Source organism: Legionella quinlivanii, assembly GCF_003265995.1.
GTDB lineage: Bacteria > Pseudomonadota > Gammaproteobacteria > Legionellales > Legionellaceae > Legionella_C > Legionella_C quinlivanii_A.
On the sequence record NZ_MVJN01000003.1, the window covers coordinates 321,239 to 337,486 of the forward strand.

Below are 16,248 nucleotides of genomic sequence, written 5' to 3' on the forward strand. Positions count from 1 at the left end.
TTTTGAAACCTGAAATTAGATCTATAGGAGATATAGATATGAATGCTATTGAATTTTTAATCAATGAACATGAAAAAGTCAGAAGCCTTTTTAAGGATATGAATCTGTCCAGTCATCGAAAAGAAACTAAGAGAAGAATTTTTGAAACCATTCACATGGAATTAGCCAGGCATGAAGAAATGGAACAAACGGTTTGGTACCCACAATTTAAATCAAAAAAACAATTGACTCCCGAGGTCAGACATCTTATTTCTGAAGAGAAGAATGCAAAAAAATTGATGGATCGGTTGAGTAAAATTAAATCTTCAGAAGATTGGGAAATGGAATTAGCCCAGTTACAGGAAGATGTTGAGCATCATGCGAGTGAAGAAGAAAATGAACTTTTTCCTGTGGTAAAAAAAATATTTGACGAAGATGAGCTGTTGGTTATTGGTAAAGAAATGAGTGAGTTCAAGAGAACATATAAAGCGAAACCCTAACAGGAGAGCGAGCAGCGGACCCAGGGTGAAATTATGGAAAATATCGATGTTCATAAATACATTCAAATCAAGTGCTTGCGTGGGGCATTTGAAATTATCCTCACGCTAGGGTTGCTAATCCTGGGTATAGTGATTTTGTATGAAGTGATATTAAGGAACTGGTGGCCCTTATTTATCCTTGTAATACCACTTAGTTTTATTTTTACTCGTCTTTTTATAATTCAACATGATCTAAGTCATGGAAATCTTTTTAAACGGAGAAAATATAACGACTGGGTAGGTGTTTTCACTGGAGTCATTTTATTTACCCCATATTATTATTGGCAAAAAGCTCATATTATTCATCATGGAAGTGGGGGAAATATCGATCGACGCCCCTGGCCCGGTGATATTGAAGTCTTAAGTGTAAGTGAATACAGTGCAAAAAGTCGATGGGGTAAATTTGTATATTACTTCTATCGTAATAGTTTTGTTATGTTTCTAATCGGAAGTCTTTACATTTTTATTATTGACCACCGTTTTTTCCATAAAAGAAAAGGATTCGGTCGCAAAGAAAGATTAAGTGTAATAGTAACCAATATAGGTATTGTTCTCCTCTATGCTCCCCTAATTATATTGGGTGGAACTAAATTTTTTCTACTTGCTATTTTAATACCACAATGGTTAGCTGGCATTATGGGCATTTATTTATTTTATGTTCAACATAATTTTAAAAATAGATATTTTGTTTCACAAAAGGAATGGAATTTACAGGACTCTGCTTTAAAAGGAAGCTCATTTTATGAGCTTCCCCAACCTCTTTTATGGCTGACAGCAAATATCGGCTATCATCATATTCATACCCTGATACCTCGAATTCCGTTTTATAATTTATCCCAATGTCATCGAGACAATCACTGTTTTCATCATGTGACTCGATTAAGTTTGAAAGACACAAAACAATTGATTGCCCTGAAACTTTTTGATGAGTCTCAAGAGCAGATGCTTACATGGCATGAATATAAAACTAAGCTAAACCAATCGATTAAAGTCGGGTAGGTAGCGGTAATTACTATTTACTCCATCCAGCCTGTCTTCTCGAAATCCGGTTCCTCGCAGGGCTACAATTGCTTATCTAACCAGCTGTTACAGCAGCGGCTAACCGTCGATTTGATGGTTTCTATAATGCTTCTACTCACAGGATTTTTATGTTTCTCCGGGCGATAGATCAAGCAGATTTCATCTTTGAACACTGGCGCGTCTGTTAATTTTCTAAGATGAGGATATTGTAAAGCAAGTCTTGCTGGCAAAAGCCCATAACCAAGACCCAGAGAGGTGAGTTTGGCGACTACCTCAAGGTTTACCGAATTAAGCGTTCCGTCAAAGCGATTGCTCTTGTCAATTTTTTTCAGGATGTATTGAGACTGTGCAAGATTCTGATCATAAATGAGTTTATTGGCGGCATTCTCTGCAAAAAAGATAGTAACTTCATCATTGCATAAATGGTTTATTACCAGATCTGGATGTTTAATAGGATTGACGACCACTCCTAAATCAGCTTCCCAGCTAATCACCTTCTCGGTCATCTCTCTCGACAGACCATGAATAAAATTAAAATTAAGCTTTGGAAATTCGCTCTGAATTGCGGGCATAAAAAAACCGATGGTATAAAGCGCGACAGAAGGGTGCATGGCAATAGTATAGCGTCCCTGAATAAGGCCAGATTCAGATTTAGCCAGGTTTTGCGCCTGCTCCCACTCATAGAGAAGACGGCGCGAACGTAATACGAATTCCTCGCCCAGTTTGGTGAGCTGAATGCCATTTTTAAGGCGAATAATCAACTCTCCACCCAGTTCATTTTCCAGGCGCTTAATTGCATAACTTAAGGCCGGTTGAGATATGCCAATGATTTCCGATGCTCTGGTAATGTTGAGTGTTTCACAAACCGTTATGAAATACTTGATATCATCCAAACCTAGTGACATAAGAAATCCTTATCACAATCATATTAAATAGTTATTTTATTTATTCTTTGAAAGCCTGTATTTTTTTAACTCAGGAGAAAAAAAGGAAAAATACAGCAATGCTTCCCATATTAACTCAGAAACCTGCTATTAGAAATTTTGCGTCCAGCCATTCGGCAGCGAAAGAAACCGCGATAAAGATTCTGACAGAGATCATGACGTTTCGGCGTGTATCTAAATCAGGTGTATCATGCAGGGGCGTGGGCTGTTCGTGCTGTGTTTCAATCCATTTACCTAAAATTCTGTCTGCCGTTAAACGAAACGAGCCCGTATTTTTTGTATTACCGGCTTTTCCTGGAAAATCACCCAATCTCGAAAAAGTATTAAGCCCTCTGCCAGATCATGCGGAACGGCTTTCCCTGGCTTTTCTGGGGACTCTTTGTCAGCAAGTAAAAAAATATTATTTCCCGGGCATTCGCATTCTGCTCTGTTCTGATGGAAGAGTATTCAGTGATGTGGTGGGCATGAAAGAAACGCATGTTAGCGCTTACCAGCATGAACTGGATAAGTTAATAGATGAGATGTCGCTTTGCGATCTGTCAACGTTTAATCTCGACCATTGTTATGAGTCACTGAGTTTTCAGGAAATGCGTGATCGATTAATGAGTCGTTATGGAAATTCCCTGAGCAATATAAAACAAAAAATACGCAATGGCTCAAAGCCATTCGCCGACGCCGATGACCAGGAGGCTAACCGAATGTATTGCGGCATTACTCGCTTTTTATTTGAAGACTCTCTCTATACTGGACAAATGAAAAGCCGCTCGGCCATACAAAAAGCAGCACGCGATAAAGCTTACGAGGTTATCAGAAGAAGCAATGCCTGGAGTGAGTTGATTGCAGAGCGTTTTCCAGAGGCAATAAGGCTATCAATCCATCCGCAAGTCTGCGGTTCAAAAAAACTGGGGATTCGTTTAATTGCAAACGAACGCTGGATGACTCCCTGGCATGGTGTAGCGGTTGGAACCGGTAAGGGATATATTCTGCTTAAGCGCTCGCAAGCCGAAGGTTTGGGGGCCACATTAATTCATTCCGATGATGGACGTCCAAGCCATTATCTACTGAACGAGAGTACGGAGATAATCCATGAATTTTAAGATCACCAGGCTTAAGCCTTTTGGGCTTTGTCTCACACCAGATTACCCAAATACCAGCGTAAACGATCTCGACATTGGGGAGCTGCGTCAATTGTGCGGCGAGGAGCAGCTGGTTTTGTTAAGAGGCTTTGATACGTTTAAGAATTCAGCAGACTTTTCAGCCTATTGTGAAAGCTGGGGGGAAATCAGCGTCTGGCCTTTTGGAAAAGTGCTCGAATTAATCGAGCAGGAGAAGCCTGAAGATCATATATTTGATCACAGTTATGTGCCCCTGCACTGGGATGGAATGTATCGACCGCAAGTGCCCGAATTTCAAATTTTTCATTGCGTTAAAGCGCCTCTGGCTGGTCAGGGAGGCCGAACCACTTTTTCAAACACCGTATTAGCTTTAAAAAACGCATCAACTGAGTGCAGAAATTTATGGAATAAAGTGACAGGAGTTTATGAAAGAACAATGGAGTTTTATAACAGTAAAACCGTATCTCCGATTATCAATAAACATCCTTATAAGGATTATTCTGTTATTCGCTACAACGAGCCATGTTCAGAAGACAAAGGGCGCTTTGTGAACCCTCCTGATCTTGATTTTATCGGGCTTGATTCTGAAGAGTCAGAGATATTTCATCGCAGCTTAAAAGCCGCCCTGTATGCGCCGGATACTTTTTATGCCCATGATTGGCAGAGCAATGATATAGTGATTGCCGATAATTTTTCACTTTTACACGGGCGCGAGGGATTTGTTTCCAGGTCGCCAAGGCATCTGCAGCGGGTACATGTTTTAAGTGATCCGCCTTTTGATAATCCTCATTTGGAATCCCATCAATGAGTAAAACCGCCACGGATGTTTTAATTGTGGGGGCAGGCCCTGTAGGGCTTCTGTGTGCCTATCTGGGCCAGATTTCCGGTCTTAAAACGATAGTTGCGGATAAGTCCAGCGGCCCTCTGGATCGCGGCCGGGCGGACGCGCTCAATGCACGCAGCCTTCAGCTCCTTGAGGTGGCGGGTTTATTCAAGGAATTGTATCCGCTTGGAAAAACCTGCAATACCAGTTCAGTCTGGGCGAATGGCGAATTCATTTCTCGCCAGTCCTCATGGTGGGAGTCTCTGGAGGGCTGCTTTCATAAACATTTCCTGATGCTTGGACAGTCGTATCTGGAAAATCTTTTAGATCATAAATTAATAGCCTTAGGCGCTCCGGTTAAACGAAACTTGGCAATTGAGCATATTGAGCTCAATAATGAAGCCTGTCTGACTACACTCTCAAATGGTGAACAGGTCCAGTCACGTTATGTAATCGGTGCTGATGGTTCGCGCTCCTTTGTCCGTAATCATTTTGACATCGCGTTTGATATTATTCGTCCGCAACTGATCTGGGCGGTAATCGATGGGATTATTGAAACCGACTTCCCCAAAGTTCCGGATATTATTGTGTTTCAGGCAGAAACTTCCGATGTCGCCTGGATCCCCAGAGAAGAACCTATCGACCGATTTTACATCAGAATGGATACCAAAGAGTTTAGTCTTGAGGATGCAATCGACAAAATTAATCGGGCCATTAAACCCCATAGCCTGAAATTTAAAGAAATTGTCTGGTTCTCGCAATTTTCAGTTAAAGAATCGGTTGCCGAAAAATTCTTTGTACAGGAGCGTATTTTTCTTGCGGGCGATTCATGCCATATCCATTCGGTGAATGGCGGACAAGGTCTTAACACTGGTCTTGGGGATGCCTTCAATCTGATGTGGAAACTGAGCAGGGTAATCAAGGGAAGCGCACCTGCCAGCCTATTGCAAACCTATGAGGAAGAGCGCAAACCCGTGGCGCACTCAGTGATTGAAACCTCGGCCGAGCTGGTCCGTTCTACCAAATATTCGAAAGAGGGAAGCCACGCTCAGGATTACGTAAAAATAATAGAAAAACGGGCTGGGAACATAACCGGCATGGGAATTCGTTATGGCGAATCTGCGCTGTGTGGTACCCGGCTTTTTGATTTCGAGGTCTTTAAGGGAGAAACCAGAACTAGAATGTATTCGCTTCTGGATTATCGAAAATTCACCCTGCTTGTTTTTGGTAATCAGGCCATCAGCCCGGATTTACCGGAAGAGGTTGATTGCATTCAGATTTATTCAACTAATCAAGATGACAGTTACTGGACAGATAATTCACCTTACAAAAATCAGGTTATTCTGGTAAGACCCGATGCATATATCGAATCCTCTGTCACTGTTTGCCTCTAAACGGGTTTAAGCTAAACTCCTGAAAGGCTGAATACATGGTACGAACAATGTCTATCGATAAAATTGTGTGTGTGGGAAAGAACTATCTCGAGCATGCCCGGGAGCTTGGCGATGCGGTACCGGAGAAGCCGGTGTTATTTTTAAAACCTGCCAGTGTGCTCAGGCAGCTCAATGATTGGGATAAGGAAGCTGTCTTGTATTTTCCTGAGGATTCAGCGGTTCAGCCTGAATGTGAAATTGCCTTGCGCATTGCCCGCGATGGGTATCAGATGAGTGTTGAAGAGGCTTCAAATGCGATTTCAGATGTGACGCTTGGGCTGGATATGACCTTAAGAGCACGTCAGACCCTACTCAAAAAACAGGGGCATCCCTGGACTACTGCCAAAGTGTTTAAAGATGCGGCAGTTCTTGGCCCGTGGATTCCCTGTCACCAATTCCCGGATTATCTGGAGGCTGAATTTCAACTGCTTATCGACGGAGTGGTCAGACAATCGGCCAGAGGAACCCAAATGATGATGAAACCTGCCGATGTAATCGCTTACATCAGTCAATTTTTCCCGCTCAAAGCGGGAGACATCATTTATACCGGTACGCCTGCCGGTGTGACTTCAATATCAGCGGGATGCGAGGCGGAATTACGCTGGCGCGATCATAGTTATCGGGTAAGATGGAAAAAAGCTATCGGAAAATTCTAGAAATTCTCTATACTTAGCAGATATACCTCTAAAACTGTTCTGGAGAAAAGAATGAGTAAGAAACTGTTGTTCGGAATACTTCTGGCAACAACCCCCCTGCTGACAGGATGCTGGACGGTTCAATCAGGCCAGAAATCGGGCATTATTGTCAAGGTGGCGAAAGAAGGCCGTTATTGGGGAACCTGGGAAGGTGAACTGATTCGCGGGGGACTGGACAATGCCAGTGGTGCGACAGGCAGAGAGTTTCACTTCACTTTGGGGCAATTCAAATCTGATCTGGTCAACCAGGCCATTTCCGCGATGGAAAATAATCGGCATGTCGTACTAAGATACCACTGTGATCAATTTGTACTGCCATGGAGCGGTGAGACCAAGTGCTTTGTCGATAATATCAAGGTACTTGAAACGGTTAAAACGCCAGTGAAAGCCCAATAGGCAACCATGCCTTCCGTAGAGACGATCATTGCCACGGCGATCATGAAGAAATGCCATCTGCTTTTTTCCTATGATGGGCATGCTCGCCGGGTTGAACCCCATCATTACGGAATTTTAAATGGCAGTAGGCAACTGCATGCCTATCAGGTAAGTAATGGCAGTAAATCAGGGCATTTGCCGGAATGGCGAAATTTTAAATTGGCCCTGATGAAGGACATAAAAATTGATAGGGATAGTCTTTTTGAAGAGCGTGAAAGTTATAATCCAGTAAATGCCAAATACAGTAAAATTATAAAATCGATTTGTTAATCGCTATAATTAAATTAAGCCGATGTTCCTGATGCCTGAATATGAAAACAAAAATGGGTATTATCTGCCTGCTTTTGCTGGGGCTCTTGCAAATTGCTGCTGTGAATCAGAATAATTCAGTCCTGGGTCCTTTACCCCAGCAACAAGATGGGGCGGTGCTGGCTAACTTGCTGGTGATCAATGAAAATCAGTCGGCGTTGGCACGCTATGTGTATAAAAGATCAAACAATGCTGTTATACAGCAATTTGCCTTAAAACTTGATCAGCAAGCCCGGCATCATTTAAAGGAAATCTATCATTTAAGCAAAACGACAGGCATTTCAACTATTGATGCAGCCACGGCATTGAAATTGCGCGGTGTAAAAAATCAGGAGTTGAAAGAACTTTCCGAAGCGGAAAACAGCCAATTGGATAACTTATATCTCGAATTTGAGATTCGTAATTCCAGCAAGGCCTTAACGCTTTTTGAGCAGGATTTTAAACCGATTGCAACTCATCCCGCCATCAAAAATTATCTTGAGTCCTCCAAGCAGGATTTTGTCGAAAATTTAAAGCAGGCGCAATTAATTCAAAAGGCGTTAGCTGCGCATTAAACAATTAATTTCGCTGTGGAATATTAAGATCGCCAATTTCTGTTTCACTGGTGGTGTCGGTTTTATTCTGGGAGATAAATTTATCTCTGAAACTACTAAGATTTTTTTCAACTGCTGTTGCAAAAATACTGTCTGAACGTTTGGAATAAAATGGCCGGATAATCCATTGGTCAATCCATCGCAGAAAGGCATTTTGCTTAACAGAAGACAGCTTTTCGAGCTCCTGATCACTCAACTGCGCAGAGACCTGATTGGGTATTGTGGCAACTAACTGATTGGTTTCCTTAACATATTGCAATAGTTCCGCTTTAGTATTTTCCATTGTATCTGCAGACAAATTAGTAGTTGATTGCTGAATTCTTTCATTGAGATCTTTCAGTTTATTTTGAAAGGGAGCAAAAACCTGTTGACTAATATTTCCTAATAAGTTGATTCTAGGATCTGCCGGATCTTTTTGACTAATGCGTTGCTCCTCTTTTGTCAGTTTGTAAAGAATCTCTTCGACCTGTTGAGTGAGTAGCAGATTTTTGTTTAACTGAACTTTCAATTGTGCGCTCAAGATATCCACCGTGTTATTAATAGCTGCCTCCGTTTGCAATTTCTGCAATTGCTGCTCCTGCTCGGCTTTCTCAGCGGCGGCGACTTCCTCAAGGGCTTTTTGTTCACGCTGCTTAATGATACGTTCATGCTCGGCAGCTTGCCCGGCCAGCTCGAGTATGCTGTTCAACACAGGTCTGTTCTCATTCAGCTGCATTAAGGCTTGAGAATAATTGGTCTGCTCATTCGCTCCCTCGGCAAACGCCGTTGATAACTTTGTATAGGCAATCAGATAATCATGCAGCTGTTTTTCGAGAAAATGTAATAGCTCTGTTTCATTTCCTTTATGAATAAGGCTCTTCAAATCGTCATTGGCATTTTTGAATGAAGGCAGGTTATTCAGAAAACTGCGGTTTGCTATCAGAAGTGAAATGATAGTGGCCGGCTCATAGTTTTTGCCATTGAATTGGAATGAATTAGGTCCGATATTTAAATCAGGGCAATTGCTGTTAAATTTTTGTTTTGCTGCTGCAGTTTCCGAGTTAATTTGATTAATGAATTTTTCTACTTTAAATTCAGGATCTTCCCAACGAAAGAGGCTTAACAGGTTATGCATCGTATTGCCAAAGCTATCCGCCGGGAGAGTCCTGACATCGCTGTTTAATAGCAGATTAAAATTGCGGAATAAATTTTTACGCTCTTGGGTGAGCCCTAGCTGAACAAGAAGAGCCTGCTTCCTGGAGGCTAAAATCAACTGCTCCTGAAGGGGCTGCAGTCGTTGTTTCTCAGCTTCCAATGTTTGACTGAGGTTGTTTAATAGTTCATCGAGACGCTGGTTTTGTTCCTTCAGAGCCTTAAGACGTGTGTCGCGCTGTTCAAGTAAAACAGGCGCCAGTTCGCTTCGATTGTCCCATTGCAGTTCAGCCTTGCCAAGAGGAGCAAGAGTGGCCGTTTTTTCATTTTCTTCCAAAGCACTTCGTATCTGACGCTCCAGTTCCTTAAATTGTGGAAGTGAAATCTGGTTGAGCTGGATAGCAGCCAGGGTTTGCCTTAATCGATTTATTTTTTCAGGAATTTGCTGTTGCGTATCATTAATTTCGGCATCTTTTTTATTGATCTCCAGTTCGTCAGCCATTAATTTAATGCCTTGACGAATCTCAAAATGCTTAAGCTGCAGCTGCCACTTGAGATTGAACAGCTTGATCAGATTTTTCTGAGGGTTTTCTGCAGTGGGCATTGCGTCGCGGGTGCTTAAAAACTCCTGCATTAATTTTTCTATCTCAGCTGACCAGGAGTCGATTTTACGAACATTCTGATTGGCAGGACCGGCCCGTGGTGGGCCGAGGTCTCTGCGCTGATTATTCAGTTCCGCTTTGGCATTCGCATACAGTTCACTGGCTGCAGTAATTATCGATGTCAGAGGAGTCTTTTCCAGAGATTGTAAATGGGCAAAAGATGGCTGAATGTTTTCTAAAGTTTTCTGTAATTGATTTATTCGCTCCGGTAGAATCAGGAGTGAGATTTGCGTTCGCTGTAGTGCGGTGGTGTGGTTTTTTTTAACAGAAACAATAACGGTTTGCAGAAATCTGATTTTTTCTACGATATCGTAGATTGTATTCCTGATTGAGCCCTTTAGAGCATCATCCGATATCTCCCGTAGTTGCTGCTCCATACCGGATTTTTCATCCAGCAATTTTTTTTGCTCTGCTTCAAGTAAGCGAATCAGACTTTCCTGATCTTCAGTGGTCAACTGATTCGATTCAATCCTTGCCATGCCTCGCTCAAACCTGGGAATTATCTCCAGAAATTTCTCCAGCTCGTTTAAGAGCTCGACTCCCTCCATAAGCTGAGGCGCGATTTCAAATTTTTTACTGCTGAATTGAGATAATTGTCCCACCAAGGCATGCTGATGATCACTCAACTGGCGAAGTCTGGTTAACTCAGCCTCGGATAGCTGATCTGCTGGCGCAATAATAGCCTCTCGCGGAGGCTTTCCGTTAGGAGCTTTTTTTCCTGGCATAGTAAACGGCGGTTGGTTTGTGCTCTATAAGTATAATATATTATCATGTGATTAAGTTTTATTCACTTAAATGAAGAGGTAACTCCCCACGTTATACGAGCACAGGCATGGTCTGATTAATGAGTCGAATCCGGATGGGATGATTTATATCGATCGATATGACAAGACTGTGCGACTGCGGGGAGATCCCTCGCTGCGCTCGGATGACGCAGGAGAGATAATTTCTATTGTTAGTAATCAAACAGGGCAAGTTCGATATGTTTGTGTTTTTTTAAGACCATTGATATAATTTGGCAGCATTTTTGTCATTTCTTGACTAGGAGTTAAGTGTGAAATTAAAACTGTCCATTCTCGCTTTGTCGCTGGCGTTGTTCAATGTTCCTGCTTTTGCAAAGGAAATTTCCCTGCGCGAAAAAATAGGGCAAATGCTAATTGTCGGCTTTGAGGGTAAAAATGTAGATTCCAATGCCGCGATTATAAAAGACATAGGGCAATACAATCTGGGCGGTGTAATACTGTTTGATTATAACTACAAAACCTTATCATTTGATAAAAATATCGAAAGTCCTGCTCAGGTTAAGAAACTCAATGAAGATCTGCAGGAGTTGACCCGTTTAGCCAATGAGAAAGCACAGCGCCCTCAATTACCTCTGATTATTTCTGTGGATTACGAGGGGGGGGCTGTGGATCGCCTGAAGCAGGATTATGGTTTTCCTAAAACCTGGTCTGCAGTGGATGTCGGTAAAATGAGTCAGGCTGAGGCAGGGCAAGCGGCCCAGACAATGGCAACTACCCTTAAAAAAGCAGGCTTTAATCTTGATTTTGCGCCTATTCTCGATGTCAATGTGAATCCCCAAAATCCGATTATCGGCTTACTGAATCGAAGTTTCTCCGCGGATCCGGAACAGGTGAGTTATTATGCGGATATTATGGCCAGTCGTTTTTTAAAAGAAAACGTTCAATGTGCCTACAAGCATTTTCCCGGGCATGGCAGTTCAACAGCGGATTCGCATCTCGGTTTTGTTGATGTGACCCAAACCTGGCAGGCTTATGAGTTAAACCCCTATCGCGATTTAATCAACAGCAATTCAGCCTGCGGTATGATTATGACCGCCCATATTGTCAACAGACAACTGGATGAGTCAGGTCTACCGGCGACTTTGTCGTATAAAATATTAACAGGTCTTCTAAGACAAAATCTGCATTTTAATGGGGTAATCATTACTGATGACATGCAAATGAAAGCGGTCAGTGAGCATTACCGATTGGAAGATTCCCTGCCCCTGGCTATTAATGCCGGTGTTGATATGTTCATTTTCGGTAATCAGATTACCGACAAGGCACAGGATCCCAGGCAGGTTATCGATATTATTGAAGCCAAGGTCAAATCGGGAGAAATTAAGGAATCACGCATTGACGAAGCCTATGAACATATAGTCAAATTTAAACAAAGCATGCTGCCCAAGGAATAAATTGACTGCCTTCATTCCCGCTAATAAGACTCCTCCCCGTCTGTTGTCCCTTGATGTATTTCGCGGAATAACTGTGGCGTTAATGATTCTCGTCAATAGCCCAGGAAATCCGCAAAGTTATGGATTTCTGGCTCATTCTCATTGGAATGGCTGCAGTCTGGCAGATCTTGTCTTTCCTTTTTTCATTTTTATGGTGGGTGTTTCAGCTGTCTTCTCAGTTCAATCCAGTCGAGCACGATTGCAAACCGGGCAGCTGGTTTCAAAGATTTTAAAACGCAGTATCATGCTGTTTCTATGTGGACTATTGCTCAACGCAATCCCTCATTTTTCCTGGGAAACGCTAAGAATTCCAGGCGTATTACAGCGCATCGCCATCTGTTATTTCTTTGCAGCGGTATTAGAACTCTCAACCAGTATACGGTTTCAAGTGGCGCTTGCCGTGATGATTTTAATAGCTTATTGGCTCTTCATGGCCTATTTCCCCGTGCCGGGAGCAGCAATTGGCAGTTTAACTCAGGAATCCAATCTGGCGGCCTATGTGGACAGGCTGATTATTCCACCTGCGCATTTATATCAACCGCTTTATGATCCCGAAGGTATTTTATCGACATTCCCTGCCATCAGCACGGCCTTGCTTGGTAATTTAAGCGCTCATATTCTTCTCGGAGCTCGAGAAAAAAATCGACTTGGTATACTGCTTATATTAGGCTTGTCGCTTTGTGTTTCTGGCTGGTGCTGGGGGCATTGGTTTCCTGTAAACAAAAGCCTGTGGTCAAGCTCTTTTGTCTTGTGGTCTGGCGGCCTGGCTATTTTAGCGTTTAGCTTTTGCTATTGGCTGATTGATCTGAAGAAAAAACAGAAGGCATGCGGCCTCTTTAAATTTTGGGGAGCGAATGCTTTAAATTTGTACGTATTTCACATCATCTTCCTCAAGCTGCAATTTATGATTCATATTGAAAGAGAAGGTCAGATGCTTAATTTCAAGAATTATCTGACGCAACTGGTTTTTGGCTGGGCTTCTCCAGCAATGGCCTCATTGCTCTATGCAGTCAGCTATCTTGCCTTTTGTAGCCTTTCCATCGCTCTCTACAATGACTGGAAAAGAAAGAGAGCTTCCCGAGTATCCATTCCTGCCTGAAGATGAGCAGGCACTGCCAAGTTTAGCTCAGTTGTATATTAAACTGTCTTCCCCGCGAAGGCGGGGATCCAATCTCTGAGCTGGCTATAATGCCAATTGAGGAATGGATTCCCGCCTTCGCGGGAAGGACATAATTCCTTAACTTAACGGCAGTGAGGATTGCAGGGAAGGGGGGGGGGCTGTTCTGATTCTCTGCAATAGGTTATAATTCTGGACAATTTTGTTTCAGTGAGTAATTCATGATTGCCATTCTTGAAGCGTATCGTGCCGGATTATTAAACCGTAAATTCTGGTTATCCAATATTATTTCAGGCTCTATTGTGGGCGTTGTGGCCTTGCCTTTAGCAATGGCATTTGCTATCGCGTCCGGGGCGAAGCCAGAGCAGGGTATTTACACGGCGATTGTTGCCGGGTTTCTCGTTTCTGTATTTGGCGGCAGCCGTTTACAAATCGCCGGACCAACTGGTGCTTTTATCGTTATTCTTTCTGGTATCACCGCTAAATACGGTATTGATGGTCTGCAGATTGCCACCATTATGGCGGGCTTTATGCTGTTCTTTCTAGGACTTGCCCGTTTGGGGGTCATTATCAAATTTATCCCTGATCCTGTGATCGTCGGGTTTACAGCGGGGATAGCTGTTATTATCTGGGTTGGACAATGGAAGGACTTTTTTGGTTTACCGGCAATTTCGGGTGAACATTTTCATCAAAAGCTTTGGCAATTAATTCAAGCCTTGCCGCAATTCCATCTGACAACTACCTTGCTTGCCCTTTTTTCTCTGGCAGTGCTTATCATCGCACCGCGTATATCCTTTTTAAAGCGCATCCCTGCTCCATTAATCGCATTGGTTATTGCCACTGCTTTGCAAGCCATCTTTCAGTTTGATGGCGTTAACACGATTGGTAAGGCGTTTGGCGGGATTCCGCAAGGCTTGCCTTCACTTAATTTTCCTCCGGTCACAACTGCAAGAATTATTGAACTGATTGGTCCGGCGTTTACTATAGCCATGCTAGGTGCGATTGAGTCACTTTTGTCTGCTGTGGTAGCAGACGGAATGGCAGGTACAAAACATAATTCCAATCAGGAACTGATAGGGCAGGGTGTGGCCAATATTGTCGCGCCGTTTCTGGGCGGTTTTGCTGCCACCGGAGCTATCGCCAGAACAGCGACCAACATTCGTAATGGTGGAAATAGTCCTTTATCCGGAATAGTTCACGCGCTGATGCTGGTGCTGATTATTCTGGTGCTGGCTCCGCTGGCGGTTAATGTGCCTCTGGCGGTTCTGGCGGCCATTCTATTTGTCGTTTCCTGGAACATGAGTGAAGCGCGCCATTTCATTAAAATGCTCAAGCAGGCTCCGCGCGCGGATATTGTCATCCTCCTGGTGACGTTTGCACTGACCATTTTTGCTGATTTAGTGATTGCGGTAAATATTGGGGTGATTCTGGCGGTGCTGCATTTTGTTCGCCGTATGGCCTCCAGTGTCGAAGTACGTGAGGCGGATGAAAAAGATATCCAGCAGGAATTAAAAGAAAATGGCATTGAAAAACTGCCAGCGGATACTCAGGTTTATACCGTCGAAGGCCCCTTCTTTTTTGCAGCAGTTGAAAATTTCGAACATGCGCTGGCTGCCACACATACCGACCCCAAAGTGCTGATCATTCATTTGCGCTGGGTGCCATTTATTGATATCACTGGTTTGCAAACCTTAAAAGAAGCGATTGGCAATCTCAAGCGCCGCGGCGTGAAAGTCATTCTCTCCGGAGCGAATACCCGGGTAACATACAAACTGGAAAAAGCGGGAGTCAATGATTTGATAGGCTCTGAGAATATAATGCCAGATATCAGCAAGGCAATTGCCGCCTCGCTTTAGGTCAAAAAGCGCCCCCTTTTTTCTGATAGAAAACAACGTAAGTCGGGCGCTTCGCCCGACATTCGATTATTTTAAAAAACACCCCTAAGCCTATGAAAAATCATCCTCGCCATCATCAGTTGACTGCCCAGAAACTGAAGCGCCGGGGATTCTGCGGGTTTCAAACGCCCATTCGCCTAAGTCAATTAATTTGCAGCGCTCCGAGCAAAAGGGGCGAAAGCTGTTTTCCGGCTTCCAGGTATTCGTTTTGCCGCAGATAGGGCAGTTAATTTTTTTTGATTTTTGCATAATGAACAGTTCCAAAACGTACAGTCAATTATCCCAGGCCTTGTCCTGAGTTAAAACCGAGAGACTCGCAGCAAGTAGCGGATGATCCAGGCTTGCTTGCCGTATTATGTATCAAGGGAGGATAATGATCAGTATCTTTTGTACTGATCTCTGATTTGAATTGTTCTGCAGAAAAAAGCGGCTCATTTTGCAGTGTCTCCAAATGCTGTCTGGATGCTTTAAGACTTTTATAGAGCCATTTCTTTTTGGAGTGCTGATCGCTCAGCTCAACGGCCTGACTGGCAGCAAACAGCGCGAGACCAATGGCTAAAGCCAATATCCCAAGGCATAGAACAGGGAAACTGCCAAGTCCGGCAAATAAGCCCATACTGCTCAACAAACTTGAGAATCCTGAACTAAATCCTGCAACTGAACCAAAGGCACCCGCAAATACGATAAATGCGATTTCCCTTTTTTGATCGGCAGTTGCTCCTTTTGCATGTTCGGAATGAAAGCTAAGCAGTAAAAACTCATATAAAGGCTCCCTTAAAGCTGATTTACGCGCATCGCCCTGCAAGGTGAGGACCTGCAGCCATTGCTGTTTATTTCGTTTAAGACAAGCAAGGAATTGCAAATTCAGGGAGAGATCCTGCGCGGAATTTAATTCTATTTCATTAAGCCAGTTTCTGAGGAACTGATAGAAGTCCTGATTGAAGCCACTATTCGCCTCGCATTGCTTCTGATAGGCCAGTTGAGCCTGATTGATCAGCAGGTAAAATTGATTGAGATACTCTTCTGAGTAGCGCTTGAATTTGTCGGATAATTTGTTCTCTTTTTTCTGAAAATATTGATAGGTCCAGTAAAGGACCGGCATCGATACCAGAGCAAAAAGACCGCCGCTTAAAACTCCGAGGCTAACAGCGGCACCGCTGCCTGCAGCCAGGCCAAAGATGGCTAGGGAAAGCCCTAAAAAAGGCCAGGCAACTCCGGATGCGGTTCCTAAACCAGCAAATGCAGATCTCAGTAGAGACATATTCTCTCCTGCTTAATTAAAACGGATGGCCAGGCATTAAAATCCTTGAATAGGCTATGAC

The 16,248-nt window shown here is 43.2% G+C and carries 16 protein-coding genes; 12 read left to right on the forward strand and 4 right to left on the reverse strand.

The window, feature by feature from the left end:
* Positions 1-2: 2 nt before the first annotated feature.
* On the forward strand, positions 3-479 hold the full coding sequence (locus tag B1207_RS05170) for a hemerythrin domain-containing protein (RefSeq protein WP_146740020.1): 477 nt from the start codon (positions 3-5) through the stop codon (positions 477-479).
* A gap of 33 nt (positions 480-512) precedes the next feature.
* Positions 513-1,517: a fatty acid desaturase family protein gene (locus B1207_RS05175; protein ID WP_112218924.1), complete on the forward strand. Its 1,005-nt coding sequence runs from the start codon at positions 513-515 to the stop codon at positions 1,515-1,517.
* A gap of 62 nt (positions 1,518-1,579) precedes the next feature.
* On the opposite strand, the gene B1207_RS05180 is transcribed toward B1207_RS05175, so the two are convergent.
* Positions 1,580-2,443 carry a LysR family transcriptional regulator gene (locus tag B1207_RS05180; RefSeq protein ID WP_112218925.1) on the reverse strand — a complete coding sequence of 288 codons (864 nt, stop codon included), beginning with the start codon at positions 2,441-2,443 and terminating at the stop codon, positions 1,580-1,582.
* 98 nt (positions 2,444-2,541) lie between these two features.
* Here B1207_RS05180 and B1207_RS05185 point away from each other — a divergent pair, with 98 nt between their 5' ends.
* Genes B1207_RS05185 through B1207_RS05215 form a run of 7 tightly spaced genes read left to right on the forward strand, consistent with a single transcriptional unit; the run spans position 2,542 to position 7,846 of the window.
* Complete coding sequence (locus B1207_RS05185) at positions 2,542-3,579, forward strand: L-tyrosine/L-tryptophan isonitrile synthase family protein (RefSeq protein WP_112218926.1); 1,038 nt, start codon at positions 2,542-2,544, stop codon at positions 3,577-3,579.
* Positions 3,569-4,405: a TauD/TfdA dioxygenase family protein gene (locus tag B1207_RS05190; RefSeq protein WP_112218927.1), complete on the forward strand. Its 837-nt coding sequence runs from the start codon at positions 3,569-3,571 to the stop codon at positions 4,403-4,405. Before B1207_RS05185 ends, B1207_RS05190 begins: the two co-directional genes overlap by 11 nt.
* Complete coding sequence (locus B1207_RS05195; RefSeq protein ID WP_112218928.1) at positions 4,402-5,814, forward strand: FAD-binding protein; 1,413 nt, start codon at positions 4,402-4,404, stop codon at positions 5,812-5,814. Before B1207_RS05190 ends, B1207_RS05195 begins: the two co-directional genes overlap by 4 nt.
* Positions 5,815-5,861: 47 nt before the next feature.
* Complete coding sequence (locus B1207_RS05200; RefSeq protein ID WP_172458135.1) at positions 5,862-6,509, forward strand: fumarylacetoacetate hydrolase family protein; 648 nt, start codon at positions 5,862-5,864, stop codon at positions 6,507-6,509.
* 51 nt (positions 6,510-6,560) lie between these two features.
* Positions 6,561-6,944 carry a hypothetical protein gene (locus B1207_RS05205; RefSeq protein WP_112218930.1) on the forward strand — a complete coding sequence of 128 codons (384 nt, stop codon included), beginning with the start codon at positions 6,561-6,563 and terminating at the stop codon, positions 6,942-6,944.
* Between the two features lie 6 nt (positions 6,945-6,950).
* On the forward strand, positions 6,951-7,253 hold the full coding sequence (locus B1207_RS05210) for a hypothetical protein (protein ID WP_112218931.1): 303 nt from the start codon (positions 6,951-6,953) through the stop codon (positions 7,251-7,253).
* A 41-nt stretch (positions 7,254-7,294) separates the two neighbouring features.
* Positions 7,295-7,846 carry a DUF4142 domain-containing protein gene (locus B1207_RS05215; RefSeq protein ID WP_112218932.1) on the forward strand — a complete coding sequence of 184 codons (552 nt, stop codon included), beginning with the start codon at positions 7,295-7,297 and terminating at the stop codon, positions 7,844-7,846.
* Between the two features lie 4 nt (positions 7,847-7,850).
* Here B1207_RS05215 and B1207_RS05220 read toward each other — a convergent pair whose 3' ends face one another.
* Positions 7,851-10,403, reverse strand: coding sequence for a hypothetical protein (locus B1207_RS05220; RefSeq protein WP_112218933.1), 2,553 nt, complete (start codon positions 10,401-10,403; stop codon positions 7,851-7,853).
* 329 nt (positions 10,404-10,732) lie between these two features.
* Between B1207_RS05220 and B1207_RS05225 the strand changes: the two genes are divergently transcribed.
* The 3 genes from B1207_RS05225 to B1207_RS05235 all read left to right on the forward strand — a co-directional run bounded on the left by B1207_RS05225 (position 10,733) and on the right by B1207_RS05235 (position 14,887).
* On the forward strand, positions 10,733-11,875 hold the full coding sequence (locus B1207_RS05225; protein WP_112218934.1) for a glycoside hydrolase family 3 protein: 1,143 nt from the start codon (positions 10,733-10,735) through the stop codon (positions 11,873-11,875).
* Between the two features lies 1 nt (position 11,876).
* Complete coding sequence (locus B1207_RS05230; RefSeq protein WP_112218935.1) at positions 11,877-13,013, forward strand: acyltransferase family protein; 1,137 nt, start codon at positions 11,877-11,879, stop codon at positions 13,011-13,013.
* 239 nt (positions 13,014-13,252) lie between these two features.
* Entirely contained in the window at positions 13,253-14,887 is a 1,635-nt protein-coding gene (locus B1207_RS05235; RefSeq protein WP_112218936.1) for a SulP family inorganic anion transporter, read from the forward strand.
* 90 nt (positions 14,888-14,977) lie between these two features.
* Here the strand turns inward: B1207_RS05235 and yacG are convergent, their stop codons facing one another.
* Together yacG and B1207_RS05245 are read right to left on the reverse strand one after the other, a co-directional pair.
* Positions 14,978-15,175, reverse strand: coding sequence for a DNA gyrase inhibitor YacG (gene yacG / locus B1207_RS05240; protein WP_112218937.1), 198 nt, complete (start codon positions 15,173-15,175; stop codon positions 14,978-14,980).
* A 28-nt stretch (positions 15,176-15,203) separates the two neighbouring features.
* Complete coding sequence (locus tag B1207_RS05245; protein ID WP_112218938.1) at positions 15,204-16,187, reverse strand: hypothetical protein; 984 nt, start codon at positions 16,185-16,187, stop codon at positions 15,204-15,206.
* Positions 16,188-16,248 lie beyond the last annotated feature (61 nt).